Consider the following 18,019-nt stretch of genomic DNA (forward strand, 5'->3'; position numbering starts at 1 on the left):
GTGCTTTCCGCCCGGAAAGCGTATGCGCAGGTGGGCGCGTCACCGGCATGGGTTCTGCCCGGTCGGCGGGTCGCCGCCTATGGGTCGGACGCCGCCTCCGCCTCGATCCGGCGGGCCATGTCGGCGATGCGGGCGCGCAGGGTCCGCTCGATCTGGCCCTGCGCCAGCGAAACGGCCTTCAGGACCAGCCGCCCCGCGAAACCGCGCGCCGTGGCGTCCACGGTCAGGTCGATGCGGGTGCCCGTTCCTTCCGCCACGAGGGCGACGGTGCCCAAAAGGACCATGCCCTCGATCCCCGCGCTCAGATCGGCGCGGTGCGGGGGGTCCAGCGCGGTCAGCTCCAGCGCCACGTCGCGCTCCTTGCCCTGCACGGGCAGGCGCATGTCCCATCGGGTGCCGGGGCCCACGGGACCCGGCGGCGTGCGGACCATGGCGGGGTCGCGCTGGCGGGCGAAGGCCTCCAGGCGGTCGGGGTCGAACAGCTTGGCCCAGACGGCGCCCATCGGGGCCGCGACGTGCTCGGAGGCGGTCAGGCGCATCAGTCCAGCCGCCCCGCGACCCAGGCATCCAGCAGGAACCGCGCAATGGCGCCGGGCCGCGCCGGGCTGAACGTATCGTCCCGACCCGACAGGATCCCCATCATGCGTTCGCGGTCGATCCACTGGGCGTCGGCCAGCTCGTCGGGGTCCAAACGGATGTCGTCCGACGTCGCGCGGGCATGCGCGCCCAGCATCAGCGAATGGGGGAAGGCCCAGGGCTGGCTGGCGACGTAGTCGACCGTCCCGCAGCGCACGCCCGTCTCCTCCCACACCTCGCGGCGCACGGCGCCCTCCATCGTTTCGCCGGGTTCCATGAAGCCCGCGAGGCACGAGTAGAAGCCTTCGGGCCAGGCGGGGGACCGGCCGACGAGGGTCTGGTTGCCGCGGGTGACCAGCATGATGACGACCGGATCGGTGCGGGGGAAGTGCTGGCGGCCGCAGGACGGGCACGCCCGCATCCAGCCCGCCATGCCCGACATGGTCGCGGCCCCGCAATGGGCGCAGTGTCCGTGGGTGCGGTGCCATTCCAGCACCCCCTTGGCCGATGCCGCGATCTCGGCGTCCAGGGGGGACAGGCGGGTCATCACGGCGCGCAGCTCGGCGAACGACGACCCCGCCGGCAGGTCGGCATGGGTCTGGCGCGACGGGTCCAGGAACGCGCCCAGCCCTTCGTTGTCGCCGTCCATGTTCAGTGCGGACACGTCGCGCGCGAACAGGGCGTGGCCGTCCAGGCGCCCGATCAGCACGGGAAAGCCCGTGTCGGGGAAGGCATGGCCCGGCAGCGTGACCAGCGCGTCCCCGTCCGCGTCGACCAATGGCTTGCCCCGCCACAGCGGCAGGGTCCGCGCCGGCAGGCGGTCCAGAGCGCCGGGATCGCGACGCAGGTCGTCGGCGCGGTCGAGGCCCGCGCCCCCGAAGGTCACGGATTCCGCGCTCCAAATGGTGTTGGTCATGGGATCCTCTGGTCCGCCGCGGGGCGGTCCCTAGTTGCTGGACGGGGGCACGGCAACCGCCCCGCCACACCGGAGCCGTCGTCCCATGAAGGCCATCGCCGTCCTGATCCTGTCGCTGGCCTTCGCGGCCAGCCCGCTGCTGGTGGACGGCTTCGCGGGGTTCGAGCCGTCGCAGTTCCCCGTCGTGGTCGAGGAACCGCCCGTACAGCCCGCGGGCTGGGCCTTCGCGATCTGGGGCCCGATCTATGCCTGGCTGATCGTGTCGGCCGCGTACGGGGTCCTGTTCCGCCGCGACGATGCGGGCTGGGACGCCGCGCGTCCGCCTCTGATCGTCAGCCTGGGGGTCGGGGCCGTGTGGATCCCGGTCGCCAACGCCTCGCCCGTCTGGGCCAGCGTGCTGATCTGGGCGATGCTGGGGGGCGCGGTCTGGGCGCTGCTGCGCGCGCCCCGTCGGGACCGGATGTGGTTCGCGTGGCCCGTGGGGCTCTATGCCGGGTGGCTGACGGCGGCGTCCTGCGTGTCTTTGGGGATCCTGGCGATGGGGTACGGCCTGCCGCCCTTCGGGCCGGTGGGGTGGTCGGTGCTGTTCCTGGTCGTGGCGCTGGGGATCGCAGGGGCGGTTCTGTGGCGGCGGGCGGTCTGGACCTATGCGGCGGCGGTCGCCTGGGCGCTGGTGGGTGTCGTGGCGGCGAACGGGTTCGGGATCGTGGCGACGCTCGCCGGGTTCGGGGCGGTGGGGGTGGCCAGCATGGCGGTGCGGATGTTCCGCGCCTGACCCGAAACTGCGTCGCCATCGAAGCATGGCGTCGGGGCACCATCATGCGCCGCCCGGGCAACGCGCCCGCCCTGTGGGCGGACGGCTCAGATCGTCGCGTTCGTCGCCCCCCCGTCGAGCAGGACGTTCTGGCCCACGATGAACCCCGCCTGCTGCGAGCACAGGAACGCGCAGGCCGCTCCGAACTCCGCCGGGGTGCCGTAGCGACGGGCGGGGATCGTGGCCTCGCGATTGGCGCGCGCCTCGTCCATCGTGATGCCCTGGGCCTTCGTCACGCCGGTATCGAGCGCCGTCGCGCGGTCGGTGTCGTGGATGCCAGGAAGCAGGTTGTTAATCGTCACCCCCTTTTCGGCCACCTGCCGCGCGGTGCCCGCCACGTAGCCGGTCAGGCCCGTGCGCGCGGCGTTCGACAGGCCCAGCTGCGGGATGGGGGCCTTCACCGATTGCGAGGTGACGTTGACCACGCGGCCCCAGCCCCGGTCCATCATCGCGGGCAGGCAGGCCTTCATCAGCGCGATGGGCGTCAGCATGTTGGCGTCGAGGGCCGCGATGAAGTCGTCGCGGTCCCAGTCCGACCAGAGCCCCGGTGGCGGCCCGCCCGCATTGGTCACCAGAATGTCGGGCGAGGACGCGGCCTTCAGCACGGCCGCCTGCCCGTCGGCGGTGGTCACGTCGGCGGCGACGGTCACGACGTCCACGCCGTGCGCGTCGCGAATGGCCTGGGCGGTCGCCTCCAACGCGTCCGCCCCCCGCGCGTTCAGGATCAGGTCGACCCCTTCGGCGGCCAGCGCCTCGGCGCAGCCACGCCCCAACCCCTTGGAGGACGCGCAGACCAGCGCCCGCTTGCCGCGTATTCCCAGATCCATGGACCCCTCCCATCGCGTCTCCGTCGACGGGCAGACTGTCCCATCCGGCCTTGCCGCGCCACCCCGTTTGCGGTCCCTATGCGCGGGGAGGACCGACCATGCGCATGCAGGACAGGACGGCCATCGTGACGGGCGGGGGATCGGGCTTCGGCGCGGGCATCGCGCGGGCCTTCGCGCGGGAGGGCGCGCATGTGCTGGTGGCGGACATCGCCGGGGACGCGGCGCGCGGCGTGGCGGCCGAGATCGGCGGCGCTCACCTGACGGTGGACGTGTCGAAGGGGGACGACTGGGCATCCCTGCGCGACGACGCGATGGCCCGCTGGGGCCGCATCGACGTGCTGGTGAACAACGCGGGCGTCACCCACCTGCCCGCGCCCATGGAGGACGTGTCGGAGGACGACTTCGATCGCGTCCTGGCCGTGAACGCCAAGTCGGTCTTCCATTCCGCTCGCACGATCGTGCCCGCGATGAAGGCCGCCGGTCGCGGCGCGATCCTCAACGTCGCATCCACCGCGGGCGTCAGCCCACGGCCACGTTTGAACTGGTACAACGCCAGCAAGGGCTGGATGATCACGGCCACGAAGGCGATGGCAGTGGAATTGGCCCCCGACGGCATCCGCGTGAACGCGATCAACCCCGTGGCGGGCGAGACGCCGCTTCTGAAGTCGTTCATGGGCGAGGACACGCCGGAGGTGCGTGCGAGGTTCCTGGCGACGATCCCCTTGGGGCGATTCTCGACGCCCGAAGACATGGGCGAGGCGGCGGCGTTCCTGTGCTCCGACGCGGCGGGCATGATCACGGGGGTGGCGTTGGAGGTGGATGGGGGGCGGTGCATATGACCGGGGGAAACGGAGCATGAAGGTCGATCTGCAGGAACGGCTGTCGGACATCGCGACGCATTGGGCACCCGAAACGGTTGCCACCTACAACGACAACGAGGTCATGGTGGTGAAGGTGAAAGGCGAATTCCCCTTCCACTTGCACGAGGACACGGACGACTTCTTCCTGATCCTGAAGGGGGAGGTCACGATCGACGTCGAAGGGGAGGATCCGCAGGTCTGCAAACCAGGGCAGTTGTGCATCGTGCCAAAGGGACGCACCCACCGGCCCCGGGCCGAGCGGGAGGCGGAGATCCTGCTGATCGAGCCCAGGGGCGTGCGGCAGACGAACGACGGCCATCGGATCGAAGCTCGCAAGACCGCATGAAGCTCGCCGCCCGCATCCACGTCCTGGCCGGTCCCTTCGCCTCGCAGCAGCTCGCCTATGCCCATCTGCTGGACGTGGCGCAGGACCATGCCCTGTCCCCGGACTTCGACCACGTCGAGGTCGTGACCGGCCCGCCCCTGCCCCGCCTGCGCGGCTATTTCGACGATGCCGTCGCCGCGGACCTCGCCCGCGCGGCGGGGGGCGATGTGCTCGTCCTGGTGCTGCCCGGCGCTCTGGTGACGGGGCGGTTCCCCGAAACCGCGCATCTGCGCGACCTGGGCGTCCATCAAGGCCACGTGACGCGGGCGGCCCTGCAATGAGGCCCGGCCCCCGGGACCGGATCACCGACGTCGCGGGCCTGCGCGTGGGCAACGCGCACGACGAACGCCTGCGGTCGGGCACCACGGTCCTGACCGGCGACGCCCCCTTCACCGCCGCCGTCCACGTCATGGGCGGCGCGCCTGGCACGCGCGAAACGGACCTGCTGGCCCCCGACACGCTGGTGCAGGAGGTGGACGCCCTCGTCCTGTCGGGCGGGTCGGCCTTCGGACTCGCGGCCTGCGACGGCGTGATGGCGGGCCTACGGGATGCGGGGCGGGGCTTCGCCGTCGGCGACGTCCGCGTTCCCATCGTACCGGGGGCGATCCTGTTCGACCTGCTGAACGGCGGCGACAAGGATTGGGACGCGAATCCCTATCCCGACCTGGGGCGGGCGGCGTTCGAAGTGGCGGGGTCGGATTTCGACCTGGGCAGCGCGGGCGCGGGGTTCGGCGCGGGCGTCATGGACCTGCGAGGGGGTCTGGGATCGGCGTCGCTGGTGCTGGAATGCGGCGTCACCGTCGGCGCGCTGGTGGCGGTGAACGCCTTGGGGCGGGTCTGCGACGGGGCGGGCCGGTTCTTCGCAGATCCGGACGTTCCGGGCCGGATGCCGCCCGGGTGGGAGCCCTATGGCGATGCCGCGCGGGGGGAGAACACCACGATCGCGATCGTCGCCACGGATGCCGTGCTGAGCCAAGCGCAGGCGACCCGGCTGGCGGTGGCCGCGCATGACGGGCTGGCGCGGTCGATCCTGCCCTCGCACACGCCCCTGGACGGGGATCTGGTCTTCGCCGCCGCGACGGGCGCGGTGGCCTTGCCGGATCCGGTCTGGGACGGGCTGCGGCTGGGCCATGCGGCGGCGCAGTGCCTGGCCCGGGCCGTGGCGACGGGCGTGCGCGCCGCCGGACCGGGGGGCCACCTGCCGAGCCACCGGGAGCGGTTCGGCTAGGACCCCGCCCATAGGCTCAACGACGTCGGTCGAAGAAATCGCGCAGCAGGGCCGCGGCCTCGACCGCCCCCTCGCCTTCGACGATCTCGGGGGCGTGATGGCTTTGCGGATGCGCGAACACCCGCGCGCCGTGGCAGACGCCGCCCGACTTGGGATCGGCGGCGGCGAAGTGGACCCGGTCCAGCCGTGCCGCGGCGATCGCGCCCGCGCACATGGCGCAGGGCTCCAGAGTCACCCACAGGACGCAGCCGGTCAGACGTTCGGACCCCAGAGCGGCGCAGGCCGCGCGGATGGCGATGATCTCCGCGTGCGCGGTGGGATCCGACCTCTCCCGGCACCGGTTGCCCGCCACCGCCAGCAGCGCGCCACCCCGGCTGACGGCGGCACCGACGGGCACCTCGCCCCGCGCGGCGGCCTCGCGGGCGGCGCCCAGGGCATCGGACATGAAGCTGCGGAACATGGCCCGATCCCTGGCCCACCGCCCCGCCCGCGGCAAGCGGGGGCTTCCCCCGGACCCGGGCCCGGCGTAGGGCACCGCGATGACCGACGATACCGAACGACAGGGCGAACGGATCGCCAAGGCCATCGCGCGGGCGGGCGTGGCGTCCCGGCGCGACGCGGAGGCCATGATCGGGGACGGCCGCGTGAAGGTGAACGGCAGGACCGTCAGCAACCCCGCCACGCACGTGACGGAGGGGGACGCCGTGACCGTGGACGGCGTCCCCCTGCCCGCGCCCGAAGCCGCGCGCCTGTGGCTGTATCACAAGCCCACGGGCCTGGTGACGTCCGCGAAGGACGAGAAGGGGCGCGACACGGTGTTCGACGCGCTGCCCCCCGAACTGGGGCGGGTGCTGTCGGTCGGACGGCTGGACCTGAACTCCGAAGGGCTGCTGCTGCTGACGAACGATGGTGCGTTGAAGCGAGTGCTGGAGTTGCCCGACACGGGCTGGTTGCGGCGATACCGCGTGCGCGTGAACGGCGCGCCGTCGGAGAAGGCGCTGGACCAGCTGCGCGCGGGGTTGGAGGTCGATGGCGAGGCCTTCGCGCCCATGCAGGTCGAACTGGACCGGGTGCAGGGGGCGAACGCCTGGCTGACGGTGGGCCTGCGCGAGGGCCGCAACCGCGAGGTGCGGCGCGCGATGGACGCGGTGGGCGCGGCGGTGAACCGGTTGATCCGCGTGAGCTATGGGCCGTTCCAGCTGGGCAAGCTGGCCCCCGGCGCGGTGGAGGAGGTCCGACCGAAGACGCTGCGCGACCAGTTGGGCAACCTGTTCGACGGTGCGATCGCGGACGGGCGCCGGGACGGCCCTCGCCGCCGCGACGCCGATGCGGGCCGCGACGGGGCGGGCAGCGCCGCCGGACGGCGCCCCCGGCCGTCGGGCGACCGGCTGGTGGATGGCGGACGGGGCCGGCCGAAGCGCGAAGGGCCGCCGAAGGATCGCCGCGACGACGAGGCGGGCGCAGGCGGGCCGCGCCGCAACGGGCGTCCCGGCAAGGCGGACCGGTCCGGCAGGAAGGACGGGTCCGGGCCGCGGACGGCCGACCGCGCGCCCCGTGGCGGCGACGGCGATCGGCACCGGAAGCCGGACGGACCCCGGGAACCGCGCGGCGACGGACCGCCCCGTGGGGATGGGCCGCGCAAGGGCGCTGGCGACCGGCCGTGGCGCAAGGATGGGGACCGGCCGCCGCGCGGGCCGGATCGTCCGCCGGGCAGCAAGGGGCCGGGCGGCGATCGCAAGGGTCCTCGGGGCGACCGGCCGCCGCGTGACGACCAGAAGGCCCCCCGGGGGAACCGCCCGCCGCGGAGCGACCGACCGGACGGGCCCCGCCCGCCCCGACCGGTGACCGGTGGCAAGCCGCGGACCGCGCATCCGCCGATCACGCGCAACGATCGGGAGGACAAGCCCAGGATGACCAAGGAGGAACGTCTGGACTGGCTGCGCAACGACCCCTCCAAGAGCCTGCGCAGCGGACCCCGCAAGGGAAAGCCGATCCGGGGCAAGCCCAGGGGACCGAAGCCCAAGGGCTAAGGGGCCGGCGCGCCTGCATCACGACCGGACGAAGCGCAGGCCGGTGAAACGACGGCGCATCCGCGCGGTGCGGGGCGCCACGCGCGCGGGATCGTCCGCCCGCAATCCGTCCGCGACCAGCGTGGCCAGCTCGGCGACATCGCCCGCCCCCACGCCGCGGCGGACGATCTCCGGCGTTCCGAACCGCAGGCCGTTCATGTCCCCCGCCACCGGCGGCCGGGGCAGCCCGATCCCGCAGGTCAGGAGGCCCGCCTCCCGCAGGTGGCGGGCCATGCGCTGCCCACCCCCGAACGGCGCCGCATCCATCGCAAACTGGTGGCTTTCGGTCCGGCCGCGCGGGGTCTCGAAGACCGGCAGGTCGCGGACCGCCAGCGCTTCGGCCAGCGCTTGCGAGACCGCGACCATCTCGGCGGCGTAGTCCCGTCCGAACGTGCGCCAGTCCAGCAGGGCCATCGCCAGCGCCGCCACCCGCCCCGCATCGAAGTTGGCCGTCAGCCCGGGAAAGGCGATGCGATCCAGTCGTTCGGCGAGATCCGCGTCCCGGGTGACGATCAAGCCGCCCGCCGGCCCGCCCAGCGACTTGTAGGTGCTCATGGTCATCAGATGGGCGCCCTCGTCCAACGGATTGGGCCAGGCCCGCCCGGCGATCATCCCGCATTGGTGCGCCGCATCGAACAGCACGGTCGCGCCGACCGTGTCGGCGATCTCGCGGATGGCGCCCGTGGGATGCGGAAACAGGTTCAGGCTGCCGCCCACCGTGATCATCCGGGGCCGCACGTCGCGTACGAGATCCCGCAATCCGCCCGGATCGACGGTGTACCCGTCCGCGTCCACCGGCGCCTCGTGGATCGCAAGCCCGTAGAGGCCGGCGCATCCGGCGGCGTGGTGCGTCACGTGCCCGCCGATGGCGGCGGGCGGAACGATCACGGCGTCCCCCGGCCGGCAGACCGCCATGAACGCATAAAGGTTCGCCAGCGCGCCCGAACCCACGCGGATCTCGGCGAAGGCCGCGTCGAAGATCTCGGCGGCGAGGGCCGCGGCCACGATCTCGACCTCCTCCACGCCTTCCAGCCCCATCTCGTACTTCTCGCCCGGATAGCCCAGGGACGGCCGGGTGCCGAGGCCCGAGGCCAGCAAGGCCTCGGCGGCGGGGTTCATCACGTTGGCGGCGGGATTGAGGTTGAAGCACTCCTCGTCGTGGATCGCCCGGTTGCGCTCCACCGCCGCGGCGATGCGCCGGGCCACGGCCGCCGCATCGGCTTCCGCCGTGGCGCAAGCCACGTCGCGGACCAGAAGCTCCACGCCGTCCGGCACCCAACCGCGTCGTGCCAAGGTCGTCATGGTCGTCCTCCCAATGGTGTCGCGATCCTTACTAGTACCCGTCGGTCGGCGGCCGCGACCCCGAAAGAGGATCGGATGCGGCGGGGGGGGGCGATATGCGGTGCGACCGTTCCGGACCATGCGTCGGCCATCGCGACCCGGACGATCGCCCGGGCGCCGGACGGCATCGCCCGGCCGGGCCGAGTGGTCCGGAAGTCCTCCGTTCCCTCGAAACACGGCCCGTGGCGACTAGTTGCCCTTCCAGACCCGTCCGAACGGAGCCCTGCCCATGCTGCGCCTCGCCTGCCTGATCCTCGCCCTGGCGCTGCCCCTGGCCGCGCCCCTGCCCGCCGACGCGCAGGCCCGGTCCATCCGTTTGTCCGCGCCCTTCGACCCGGGCGTGCTGACCCGGTCCGAACGCCGCACGCTGCAAGCCGCGTTGGCGCTGCAGGGCGATTACGACGCGTTGCTGGACGGTCTGTGGGGTCGCGGCAGCCGGGCGGCGCTGGACAGCTACGCCGCGCGCACGAGCCGGGTGCGCGGCGCCACGTGGCGCGACGTCCGGTCCCTGATGCGGGCCTATGACGCCGAATGGGACGCCAACGACTGGGGGCCGGTCTGGCACGACGCCGAACGCGTGTTCCACCTGCGGCCCGACGGGCTCCTGGACCGGCAGGACCTCGGGGACGAGACGCGCTTCGTGTCGCCCGACGGCGGCTTGATCCTGGTTTCGCGGATCGACACGCGCAATCCGATCGACCTGCACGATGCGGTGGCCGCCGACGCACCCCGCGGCACCGATCCGTACCGCCTGTCGGAGGATCGCCGCATCGTCACGGCCGCGTCCATGCGCGAGGGGCGGGAGGTGTACATGAGATCCGACTTCGGCGGCGGGGTGTGGATGACGCACATGGTGCTCGCGGACGCGGCGAACGAAGGCCGGATGGGACTGATCGCGTCGTCCTTCGCACGGGAACGGATCGGCCCGCTCGACCCCCGATCGGGGCCCGTGCTGGGCGCGCTGCTGCGCGGCGCATCCAACCTGCCCGGCCCGGAGGTGGCGGAGGCCCCGCGACCGCAGCCCGGCGGGGGCGACCCCCTGGACCGCGTGCTGGGGCTGGTGCTGGACCGTGCCCTGGACCGCCTGCTCGACGACGAGCCCGAGCCCGAGCCGCAGCAGCCCCGTCCGCAGGCGACCGATCCCCTGCCGCGCCCGGACCTCACGCCGCAGATCCGTGCCGCGTCCGGCTTCTTCGTGAACACCACCGACATCGTGACGACGGATGCCATCGCGGACCTCTGCCGCCGCGTGGCGCTGGCCGACGGGACGCGCCTGCAGCCCGTCGCGACCGACCGTCGCGCGGGCGTCGCGGTCTATGCCGCGCCGGGACGCAGCGGCGACTGGCTGGCCCTGGCCGGGGACACGCCGACGCGGGACGACACCCTCTATGCGGCGGCGCGGCCGCCGCGCGCGGCGGAAACGCAGATCCTGCGGGGACGCGCCGACGGCACCTATGACGGGGGACGCCGCATCGCGCACGATCTGGGCGCGCCCCGCCGCGGCGAGGCGGGCGCCCCCCTGATCGTGCGCGACGACGTCGTGGCCGGGGTATGGACCCGCGACCGCACCGGCGACGCCCTGTCCGCCACGGGGCTGGCCGAAGTCCTGACGCGCGAACGGGTCCCGTACATGGCCGCGGACACCCGTGGCCGGGGCACGCGGGTCGGCGTGACCGGACAGGCCCGTCGGGCGGTGGTCACGCTGATGTGCGAGGATCGCTGACGCAGACCGCCCCGTCATCTTAGAACCGTTCCAAAACCTTGACACGCCGCGCGTCCGTTGGCACCTGTATCCTCCGCTAGCGAAGGGGGCTGCCATGTTCATCCAGACCGAGACGACGCCGAATCCCGCGACGTTGAAGTTCCTGCCGGGGCAGACCGTGCTGGACGCGGGCACCGCCGACTTCCCCGACGCCGATGCGGGCGCCCCGTCGCCCCTGGCACGCCGGATCTTCGGCGTGTCGGGCGTGGGCGGGGTGTTCCTGGGCAACGACTTCGTGACGGTCACGAAGGACGACGGCACCGAATGGGACCACGTGAAGCCCGCCATCCTGGGTGCGATCATGGACCACTTCCAGTCCGGCGACCCCGTGATGGAGGGCGAGACGCAGGCTGCGCACGGCGCCAACCACGACGAGGCCGACACCCAGGTCGTGGGGCAGATCAAGGAGCTGCTGGACACGCGTGTCCGCCCCGCCGTGGCGCAGGATGGGGGCGACATCACGTTCCACGGCTTCGATCGCGGCGTCGTGTATCTGCAGATGCGGGGCGCCTGCGCGGGCTGTCCGTCGTCCACGATGACGTTGAAGATGGGCATCGAGAACCTCCTGCGTCACTACATCCCCGAAGTGCTGGAGGTGCGGCCCGTCGGTGTCTGACCGCACGGTCCTGGGGTTCGACACGTCCGGCCCCCATTGCGCCTGTGCCGTCCTTCGCGGGGGCGCCGTCCTGGCCGAAACGTTCGAGCCGATGCAGCGGGGGCAGGCCGAGCGCCTGATGCCCCTGGTGGAGGACGTGCTGCGCATCGCGGGGCTGAGCTGGACCGACCTCGACCGTATCGGCGTCGGAACCGGGCCGGGCAACTTCACCGGGCTGCGCATCGCGATCTCCGCCGCGCGCGGCCTGGCGCTGGGACTGGACGTGCGGGCCGTGGGGGTGGGATCGGTCGTGGCGTATTCGGATGGGCTCGACGACGTGTGCGTGGCTCTGCCCGCGCCCCGCCACCGGATCCACCTGGGCTGGGGGGGACGGCTGGTGACACGCGACGCGAACCTGCCACCGCCGGAGGGATGGCCCGGTCGCGTGACCGGCCCCGCCGCCGCCATGGTCGCCGCCCCCTCGGTCGCGCCCGCCCCCCTGGCCGCGTCGATCGCCCGGCTGGCCGGTGGGGCATCGGAGCCCGTGCCCCCGCCGGCTCCCATCTATCCGCAGCCTGCCGATGCCGCGCCGCCCGCCGATCCGCCGCCCGTCATCCTTCCGCATTGATTCAGGATGCCCGTTCGCTAAGCTGATCGCGGCGATCGAAGGCACCACATGACCTCACCCGACGATCTGGCGGCGCTTCACGCGTCCGCCTTCGACGGCGCTGCCCGATGGTCCGCTGGATCCTTTGCGGCAGCGCAGCGCGACCCCACGTGCTTCTTCGTGCCGGAGGACGGCGACGCGCACGGCTTCGCGCTGGGTCGGGTCATGGCCGACGAGGTGGAATTGCTGACCCTGGTCGTGGCCCCCGACCGCCGCCGCCGCGGAACGGCCACGGCGTTGCTGGATGCGTTCGAACGGCAGGCCGCCGCGCGCGGCGCGGAAGCCGCCTTCCTGGAGGTGTCCGCCGACAACGTGCCGGCCCGCGCGCTCTATGCCCGGGCCGGATGGCGCGAGGTCGGGCGCAGGCCCGGCTACTACGGAGGCACGGACGCCATCGCGATGCGCAAGGACCTGGCGGGGGGCCTGTTCCGCGACGGCACGGGGGGCGCATCCGCCGACCAGCCTTGACCTTCCCGCCCCCCTGCGGCCTAAATCCGCCATGAATAAGGGGCGCCGGGGGGACATCCCGCACATCCGCGCGCCCGTCCAACGGGAGAATCGAAGACATGCGTGTCATGACGAAGCTGATGGGGGCCGCCTGCGCGCTGGCCCTGACCACGGGGGCGGCCGCCGCCCAGGACGCCGAACCCGGCCTGATCATCGACCTGGGCGGCAAGTTCGACAAGTCGTTCAACGAATCCGCCTTTAACGGCGCCCAGCGCTGGGTCGAGGAGACGGGCGGCGAGTACCAGGAAACGGAACTGGCCAACGAGGCGCAGCGCGAGCAGACCATGCGCCGCATGGCCGAGCGGGGCGCGAACCCGATCGTGGTGCTGGGCTTCGCCAACGCGTCCACGCTGGACGTGGTCGCGGACGACTATCCCGACACCGACTTCGTGATCGTCGACATGGTCGTCGACAAGCCCAACGTGAAGTCCATCGTCTTTTCCGAGCACGAAGGCTCGTATCTGGTCGGCATGATGGCCGCGATGGCGTCCGAGACCGGCACCGTCAGCTTCATCGGCGGCATGGACGTGCCCCTGATCTCGAAGTTCGCGTGCGGCTATGCGCAGGGCGCTAAGGCGGTCGATCCGGACACGAACGTCATCGTCAACATGACGGGCACGACGCCCACGGCCTGGAACGACCCGGTGAAGGGCGCGGAATTGACGCGCAGCCAGATCAGCCAGGGATCGGACGTGGTGTTCGCCGCGGCCGGCGGCACGGGCATCGGCGTGCTTCAGGCCGCCGCGGACGAGGGGATCCTGGCGATCGGCGTGGACAGCAACCAGAACTATCTGCATCCGGGCTCCATCCTGACGTCGATGGTCAAGCGCGTGGACAACGCCGTCTACGACAGCTTCACGCAGGCCGCCGCGGGCGAGCTGGAAAGCGGCATCTCGGTCATGGGGCTGGACAACGAAGGCGTTGGCTTCGCCATGGACGAGAACAACGCCGACCTGGTGGATGCCGACATGCAGGCCGCCGTCGAGGAGGCGAAGGCGCAGATCATCGCCGGCGAGATCGAGGTCCACGACTACACCTCCGACCTGTCCTGCCCGGCCTTCTGAAACGTGGCCGACGCGGGTGAGATGCTGGTGACGCTGCTGTCGGCCTGGAACGAGGCCGACGCGGACGCCCGCGCGACGATACTGGACGAGGCCCTCGCGGCCTCGTTCCTTTACGAGGATCCCCATGCGCCCGCGCCCTTCGAGGGGGCGGACGGCATGGCGCAGTACCTGACCATCTTCCGCACGAACCTGCCCGACGCCATGCTGCTGCCCCTGGGCACGCCGCAGGTGACGCACGGCATGGCGAAGGTCCGCGCCAGGTTGAACCGCGGGGGCGAGCCGTTCGCCGAGCTGACCTTCGTGGCGCAGGCCGGCGACGGCGGATTGGTGCGGGTCACGGGCTTCGTGGAATCCGAATGACCGGACCTGGGGGCACGGACGCCGCGGAACCGTTGGCGATCGAACTCCGGGGCATCTCCAAGGCGTTCGGGCCGGTGCAGGCCAACAAGGACATCGACATACGAGTCCGCCGCGGCACGATCCACGGCATCATCGGCGAGAACGGCGCCGGCAAGTCCACGCTGATGTCCATCCTGTATGGCTTCTACAGGGCCGATGCGGGCGAGATCCTGATCGGCGGCCGCCGGGTCGAGATCGCGGACAGCCAGGCCGCGATCGACGCGGGCATCGGCATGGTGTTCCAGCACTTCAAGCTGGTCCCCAACTTCACCGTGCTCGAGAACGTGATCCTGGGCGCGGAGGACGGCGCGCTGTTGCGGCCCAGCCTGGCCAAGGCGCGCAGGCTGCTGACCGACCTGGCCCACGAATACGAGATGGACGTCGATCCCGACGCGGTCGTCGAGGATCTGGGCGTGGGTCAGCAGCAGCGGGTCGAGATCCTGAAGGCCCTGTACCGGGAAGCCGACATCCTGATCCTGGACGAGCCCACGGGCGTCCTGACGCCCGCGGAGGCCGACCACCTGTTCCGCATCCTCAAGGGTCTGCGCGATCAGGGGAAGACCATCATCCTGATCACCCACAAGCTCCGCGAGATCATGGAGGTGACCGACAGCGTAAGCGTCATGCGGCGGGGCGAGATGACGGCCACGGTGTCGACCGCCGAGACGTCGCCCGAGCAACTGGCCGAGTTGATGGTGGGCCGCAAGGTGCTGCTGCAGGTCGACAAGGCCCCCGCCACGCCGGGCGACGTCATCCTGGAGGTCCGCGACCTGCACGTGGTCGACGACCAGGGGGTGGAACGCCTGAAGGGCATCAGCTTCGACATCCGCGCGGGCGAGGTGCTGGGCCTGGCCGGCGTCGCGGGCAACGGTCAGTCCGAACTGCTCGAGGTTCTGGGCGGCTACGAGAAGGCCACCGGCACGATCCGGATGAAGGGTCGACCCATCGACGTCACGGGCACAGCGTCCGACGCCCGCACGCGCCGCGCGCGGGGCATCGCCCACGTGCCGGAGGACCGGCAGCGCGAAGGCCTGATCATGGACTTCCACGCATGGGAGAACGTGGCCTTCGGTTATCACCACGACGCGATGTTCGGCCGCGGCGTCCTGATGGACCAGGCCGCGATGCGGGCCGATTGCGCGGCCAAGATGGAACGCTTCGACGTCCGCCCCCCGGACCCGAGCCTTGCCGCCAAGAACTTCTCCGGCGGCAACCAGCAGAAGATCGTGCTGGCCCGCGAGATCGAGCGCGACCCCGACCTCCTGCTGATCGGCCAGCCCACCCGCGGCGTCGACATCGGCGCCATCGAGTTCATCCACGAGCAGATCGTGGCCCTCCGCGACCGAGGCAAGGCCATCCTGCTGGTCAGCGTCGAGCTGGACGAGATCATGGCCCTGTCCGACCGCATCGCCGTCATGTTCGACGGCCGCATCATGGGCGAACGCCTGGCGTCGGAAACCGACCAGGGGGAACTGGGCATGCTGATGGCGGGGATGACGGGCGCGGAGGCCGCCGAATGAACGACGCGCTGCCGACCTGGGTCGACGTCATCCTCGTGCCGCTGATCAACCTCCTGCTGGCGCTGGTCCTGTCGGGCGTGGTCGTGGCCCTGATCGGCAAGGACCCGTTCGAGGCGCTGTACATCCTGGTGAACGGCTCGGTCGGCTCGGCCTATGGCTGGGGCTACACGCTGTTCTATGCGACGAACTTCATCTTCACGGGCCTGGGCGTGGCGGTCGCGTTCCATGCGCGGCTGTTCAACATCGGCGGCGAGGGGCAGGCTGCGCTGGGGGGGCTGGGCGTCGCGCTTGTGCTGCTGAACCTGCCCCTGCCGCACTGGTCGGTCGCCATCCTGGCCGCGACGGTCGGCGCCGCGCTGTTCGGCGCGGCCTGGGCCGCGATCCCCGCCTACCTTCAAGCCAAGCGCGGCAGCCACATCGTCATCACGACAATCATGTTCAACTTCATCGCATCCGCCCTGATGGTGTTCCTGCTGTCACGCGTCCTGCTGGTGCCCGGCGCGGGCGGGTCGCCCGAAACGGCGCGCTTCGCCGACGCCGTGCATCTGCCCAACGCCTACGACGTCCTGCCCTGGCTGGGCTTCAGCCGGTCGACCCCGTTGAACGTCTCGTTCTTCCTCGCCATCGCCGCCTGCGTCTTCGTTTGGGCGCTGATCTGGAAGTCGCGCCTGGGCTACGAGATCCGCGCCTTCGGCCATTCGGAGCAGGCGGCCAAGTATGCCGGGACCTCGCCCACCAAGATCATCATGATCGCCATGCTGATCTCGGGCGGGCTGATCGGACTGATGGCGACCAACTCCGTCATGGGCGAGGCGGAACGCCTGGTCATCGACCCCGTCCAGGGCGCGGGCTTCGTGGGCATCGCGGTCGCCCTGATGGGACGGTCGCATCCCGTGGGCGTGTTCCTGGCGGCGCTCCTGTTCGGCGCGCTGTATCAGGGCGGGGGCGAATTGACCTTCGAGATGAACGGCATGACGCGCGAGATCATCCTCGTGATCCAGGCGTTGGTGATCCTGTTCACCGGGGCGCTCGACAACATGGTCCGCGCCCCGTTGGAGGCCGCGTTCCTGTCGCGCCGCCGCCGTCCCGCCGCGCCGGGTCCGACCAGCCCGAAGGGCGCCGACAACGATCCCGTCACCGGGACCCAGTCGTGACATCCGATCCCGCAGGATCCGGGTCGTCCCTTCACCCGGTGGAAGGCAGGCTGATCCCCCGTCCATTCCGGAGGATCCCGTGACCGACATCGCCCCGTTCCTGCCCGGCTTCGCGGCCGCCTATGCCATCCTGTTCGTCGCGGCATCGTCACCCGGACCCGCGGTCGCCATGTTGCTGGGCATAGGGACCGCACGCGGCCGACGCCCCGCCCTGGTGGCGGCGGCAGGCATCGCTTCGGGCAGCGTGGTCATCAACCTCCTGACCCTGATCGGCGTGGGCCTGCTGCTGCAGCAGGCGGCCTGGGCCATGACGGGGCTCCGCCTGATCGGGGCGGCCTATCTGCTGTACCTCGCCTGGGGATCGCTGCGGAAGGCCATCGCGCCGCCCGCCGTCGCCACCGCGGACGTGCCGGCGTATTCCTCCCCGCGCTACTTCGCGATGGGGGTGCTGCTGCAGGTGACGAACCCGAAGGCCATCGCGTTCTGGCTCGCCATCGCGGCCGTCGGCGCCACGCAGGGCGGCGGCCCGGGCATCGTCCTGGCCTTCGTCGCGGGCGCATGGCTCGTCAGCTTCGCGTGTCACGGCGCCTGGGCCATCCTGCTGTCGGCCGCGCCGATCCGGACCCTCTATGCCCGCTTCCGCCGCTGGGTCGAAGGCGCCCTGGGCGGCTTCATGGCGCTGATGGCTCTCCGTCTGGCGACCGACCGGTGACGGGTCTGACGGAATACCTGCCCGGGTTGTTCGCGGCCTGGAGCATCCAGCTGGTATCGGCCCTGACACCCGGTCCCGTCGTCGCCGTCATCCTGGCCCGTGCCGCGACGGGGGATCGACTGGGCGCATTGCGCGGCGCGCTGGGGACCGCGACGGCGGCGGGGATCCTGGCGCTTGCCGTGTCCCTCGGTCTGGCATCCGCTGCGGCCGTGCTGAGCGAAGGGTTGTGGTGGGTCCGTTTCGCCGGCGCGGCCTTCCTGCTCTGGCTGGCCTACGGCGCGTTCCGCCGGGCCGCGTCGGGCACCAGGGCGCCGTCCCGGTCCGCAGCCGGCGGCGGTTATCGCGCGACCCTGGCGGTCAGCCTGTCCAGCCCGAAGGCCCTGGCCTTCTGGCTGGCCATCGCGGCCCTGGGCGGCATCGTCGACGCGCCCTGGCCGGTCGTCGCGATCTTCGTCGCCGGTGCCGTCGCGCAATCCGCATTGATCCATGCCGCCTATGCCTTGGTCCTATCCTCGCCCCCCGCGCGCGCCGCCTATGCCCACGCGCGGCGGTGGATCGAGGTGACGTTGGGTGCCGTCTTCACGCTCTTCGCCTTCCGCCTCGCCACCGATCGGAGCTGATCC

General features: G+C 71.8%; 21 protein-coding genes. 16 read left to right on the top strand and 5 right to left on the bottom strand.

The features are described from left to right. Window positions 1-77: 77 nt before the first annotated feature. Together P0084_RS05940 and nudC are read right to left on the bottom strand one after the other, a co-directional pair. Window positions 78-539 (bottom strand): CoxG family protein, encoded by a 462-nt coding sequence (locus P0084_RS05940; protein WP_308915901.1) that lies wholly within the window; start codon window positions 537-539, stop codon window positions 78-80. Continuing rightward, window positions 539-1,492, bottom strand: coding sequence for an NAD(+) diphosphatase (nudC, locus tag P0084_RS05945; RefSeq protein WP_308915902.1), 954 nt, complete (start codon window positions 1,490-1,492; stop codon window positions 539-541). The genes P0084_RS05940 and nudC overlap by 1 nt, the downstream gene beginning before the upstream one ends. Window positions 1,493-1,577: 85 nt before the next feature. Between nudC and P0084_RS05950 the strand changes: the two genes are divergently transcribed. Then, window positions 1,578-2,267: a hypothetical protein gene (locus P0084_RS05950; RefSeq protein WP_308915903.1), complete on the top strand. Its 690-nt coding sequence runs from the start codon at window positions 1,578-1,580 to the stop codon at window positions 2,265-2,267. Between the two features lie 86 nt (window positions 2,268-2,353). On the opposite strand, the gene P0084_RS05955 is transcribed toward P0084_RS05950, so the two are convergent. Then, entirely contained in the window at window positions 2,354-3,133 is a 780-nt protein-coding gene (locus P0084_RS05955) for an SDR family oxidoreductase (RefSeq protein WP_308915904.1), read from the bottom strand. Between the two features lie 98 nt (window positions 3,134-3,231). Here P0084_RS05955 and P0084_RS05960 point away from each other — a divergent pair, with 98 nt between their 5' ends. From P0084_RS05960 to P0084_RS05975, 4 genes are read left to right on the top strand one after another with little or no spacing between them, the layout of a single operon-like run. After that, window positions 3,232-3,972, top strand: a complete 741-nt coding sequence (locus P0084_RS05960; protein WP_308915905.1) for a glucose 1-dehydrogenase — start codon at window positions 3,232-3,234, stop codon at window positions 3,970-3,972. Between the two features lie 16 nt (window positions 3,973-3,988). After that, on the top strand, window positions 3,989-4,339 hold the full coding sequence (locus tag P0084_RS05965; protein WP_308915906.1) for a cupin domain-containing protein: 351 nt from the start codon (window positions 3,989-3,991) through the stop codon (window positions 4,337-4,339). Beyond that, window positions 4,336-4,659 carry a hypothetical protein gene (locus P0084_RS05970; protein ID WP_308915907.1) on the top strand — a complete coding sequence of 108 codons (324 nt, stop codon included), beginning with the start codon at window positions 4,336-4,338 and terminating at the stop codon, window positions 4,657-4,659. The genes P0084_RS05965 and P0084_RS05970 overlap by 4 nt, the downstream gene beginning before the upstream one ends. Further along, window positions 4,656-5,606, top strand: a complete 951-nt coding sequence (locus tag P0084_RS05975) for a P1 family peptidase (RefSeq protein WP_308915908.1) — start codon at window positions 4,656-4,658, stop codon at window positions 5,604-5,606. The genes P0084_RS05970 and P0084_RS05975 overlap by 4 nt, the downstream gene beginning before the upstream one ends. Before the next feature lie 16 nt (window positions 5,607-5,622). Here the strand turns inward: P0084_RS05975 and P0084_RS05980 are convergent, their stop codons facing one another. Then, window positions 5,623-6,066, bottom strand: a complete 444-nt coding sequence (locus P0084_RS05980; RefSeq protein ID WP_308915909.1) for a nucleoside deaminase — start codon at window positions 6,064-6,066, stop codon at window positions 5,623-5,625. Window positions 6,067-6,145: 79 nt separating this feature from the next. On the opposite strand from P0084_RS05980, the gene P0084_RS05985 reads away from it, so the two are divergent. After that, window positions 6,146-7,636 carry a pseudouridine synthase gene (locus P0084_RS05985; protein ID WP_308915910.1) on the top strand — a complete coding sequence of 497 codons (1,491 nt, stop codon included), beginning with the start codon at window positions 6,146-6,148 and terminating at the stop codon, window positions 7,634-7,636. A gap of 18 nt (window positions 7,637-7,654) precedes the next feature. On the opposite strand, the gene P0084_RS05990 is transcribed toward P0084_RS05985, so the two are convergent. Continuing rightward, window positions 7,655-8,977 (bottom strand): serine hydroxymethyltransferase, encoded by a 1,323-nt coding sequence (locus P0084_RS05990; RefSeq protein WP_308915911.1) that lies wholly within the window; start codon window positions 8,975-8,977, stop codon window positions 7,655-7,657. A 268-nt stretch (window positions 8,978-9,245) separates the two neighbouring features. Between P0084_RS05990 and P0084_RS05995 the strand changes: the two genes are divergently transcribed. From P0084_RS05995 to P0084_RS06040, 10 genes are all read left to right on the top strand, one after another. Further along, the gene (locus P0084_RS05995; RefSeq protein ID WP_308915912.1) at window positions 9,246-10,739 is read left to right on the top strand and encodes a hypothetical protein; all 1,494 of its coding nucleotides are present in this window, start codon (window positions 9,246-9,248) and stop codon (window positions 10,737-10,739) included. Window positions 10,740-10,833: 94 nt separating this feature from the next. Then, window positions 10,834-11,394 carry a NifU family protein gene (locus P0084_RS06000; protein WP_308915913.1) on the top strand — a complete coding sequence of 187 codons (561 nt, stop codon included), beginning with the start codon at window positions 10,834-10,836 and terminating at the stop codon, window positions 11,392-11,394. After that, on the top strand, window positions 11,387-12,001 hold the full coding sequence (tsaB, locus tag P0084_RS06005; protein WP_308915914.1) for a tRNA (adenosine(37)-N6)-threonylcarbamoyltransferase complex dimerization subunit type 1 TsaB: 615 nt from the start codon (window positions 11,387-11,389) through the stop codon (window positions 11,999-12,001). Before P0084_RS06000 ends, tsaB begins: the two co-directional genes overlap by 8 nt. A 48-nt stretch (window positions 12,002-12,049) precedes the next feature. Further along, window positions 12,050-12,508 (top strand): GNAT family N-acetyltransferase, encoded by a 459-nt coding sequence (locus tag P0084_RS06010; protein WP_308915915.1) that lies wholly within the window; start codon window positions 12,050-12,052, stop codon window positions 12,506-12,508. Between the two features lie 98 nt (window positions 12,509-12,606). Further along, window positions 12,607-13,611 carry a BMP family lipoprotein gene (locus tag P0084_RS06015; protein ID WP_308915916.1) on the top strand — a complete coding sequence of 335 codons (1,005 nt, stop codon included), beginning with the start codon at window positions 12,607-12,609 and terminating at the stop codon, window positions 13,609-13,611. Between the two features lie 3 nt (window positions 13,612-13,614). Continuing rightward, complete coding sequence (locus P0084_RS06020; protein WP_308915917.1) at window positions 13,615-13,971, top strand: hypothetical protein; 357 nt, start codon at window positions 13,615-13,617, stop codon at window positions 13,969-13,971. Beyond that, window positions 13,968-15,530 (top strand): ABC transporter ATP-binding protein, encoded by a 1,563-nt coding sequence (locus tag P0084_RS06025; protein WP_374213605.1) that lies wholly within the window; start codon window positions 13,968-13,970, stop codon window positions 15,528-15,530. The genes P0084_RS06020 and P0084_RS06025 overlap by 4 nt, the downstream gene beginning before the upstream one ends. Next, on the top strand, window positions 15,527-16,684 hold the full coding sequence (locus P0084_RS06030) for an ABC transporter permease (RefSeq protein ID WP_308915919.1): 1,158 nt from the start codon (window positions 15,527-15,529) through the stop codon (window positions 16,682-16,684). The genes P0084_RS06025 and P0084_RS06030 overlap by 4 nt, the downstream gene beginning before the upstream one ends. Window positions 16,685-16,763: 79 nt before the next feature. Continuing rightward, window positions 16,764-17,396 (top strand): LysE family translocator, encoded by a 633-nt coding sequence (locus P0084_RS06035; RefSeq protein ID WP_308915920.1) that lies wholly within the window; start codon window positions 16,764-16,766, stop codon window positions 17,394-17,396. Further along, window positions 17,393-18,016, top strand: coding sequence for a LysE family translocator (locus P0084_RS06040; RefSeq protein WP_308915921.1), 624 nt, complete (start codon window positions 17,393-17,395; stop codon window positions 18,014-18,016). The genes P0084_RS06035 and P0084_RS06040 overlap by 4 nt, the downstream gene beginning before the upstream one ends. Window positions 18,017-18,019: the final 3 nt, after the last annotated feature.

Origin of the sequence: Jannaschia maritima (genome assembly GCF_030973515.1) — a bacterium.
Lineage (GTDB): Bacteria > Pseudomonadota > Alphaproteobacteria > Rhodobacterales > Rhodobacteraceae > Jannaschia > Jannaschia maritima.

Bases quoted from the DNA above. Each gene is read 5' to 3' on its own strand.
- P0084_RS05985 (WP_308915910.1), top strand. From the start codon at position 6,146: ATGACCGACGATACCGAACGACAGGGCGAACGGATCGCCAAGGCCATC.
- P0084_RS05970 (WP_308915907.1), top strand. From the start codon at position 4,336: ATGAAGCTCGCCGCCCGCATCCACGTCCTGGCCGGTCCCTTCGCCTCG.
- P0084_RS06030 (WP_308915919.1), top strand. From the start codon at position 15,527: ATGAACGACGCGCTGCCGACCTGGGTCGACGTCATCCTCGTGCCGCTG.
- P0084_RS06000 (WP_308915913.1), top strand. From the start codon at position 10,834: ATGTTCATCCAGACCGAGACGACGCCGAATCCCGCGACGTTGAAGTTC.
- P0084_RS05965 (WP_308915906.1), top strand. From the start codon at position 3,989: ATGAAGGTCGATCTGCAGGAACGGCTGTCGGACATCGCGACGCATTGG.
- P0084_RS06025 (WP_374213605.1), top strand. From the start codon at position 13,968: ATGACCGGACCTGGGGGCACGGACGCCGCGGAACCGTTGGCGATCGAA.
- P0084_RS05950 (WP_308915903.1), top strand. From the start codon at position 1,578: ATGAAGGCCATCGCCGTCCTGATCCTGTCGCTGGCCTTCGCGGCCAGC.
- P0084_RS06010 (WP_308915915.1), top strand. From the start codon at position 12,050: ATGACCTCACCCGACGATCTGGCGGCGCTTCACGCGTCCGCCTTCGAC.
- P0084_RS05980 (WP_308915909.1), bottom strand. From the start codon at position 6,066: ATGTTCCGCAGCTTCATGTCCGATGCCCTGGGCGCCGCCCGCGAGGCC.
- P0084_RS05990 (WP_308915911.1), bottom strand. From the start codon at position 8,977: ATGACGACCTTGGCACGACGCGGTTGGGTGCCGGACGGCGTGGAGCTT.
- nudC (WP_308915902.1), bottom strand. From the start codon at position 1,492: ATGACCAACACCATTTGGAGCGCGGAATCCGTGACCTTCGGGGGCGCG.
- P0084_RS05995 (WP_308915912.1), top strand. From the start codon at position 9,246: ATGCTGCGCCTCGCCTGCCTGATCCTCGCCCTGGCGCTGCCCCTGGCC.
- P0084_RS05955 (WP_308915904.1), bottom strand. From the start codon at position 3,133: ATGGATCTGGGAATACGCGGCAAGCGGGCGCTGGTCTGCGCGTCCTCC.
- P0084_RS06015 (WP_308915916.1), top strand. From the start codon at position 12,607: ATGCGTGTCATGACGAAGCTGATGGGGGCCGCCTGCGCGCTGGCCCTG.
- P0084_RS05940 (WP_308915901.1), bottom strand. From the start codon at position 539: ATGCGCCTGACCGCCTCCGAGCACGTCGCGGCCCCGATGGGCGCCGTC.
- P0084_RS05960 (WP_308915905.1), top strand. From the start codon at position 3,232: ATGCGCATGCAGGACAGGACGGCCATCGTGACGGGCGGGGGATCGGGC.
- P0084_RS05975 (WP_308915908.1), top strand. From the start codon at position 4,656: ATGAGGCCCGGCCCCCGGGACCGGATCACCGACGTCGCGGGCCTGCGC.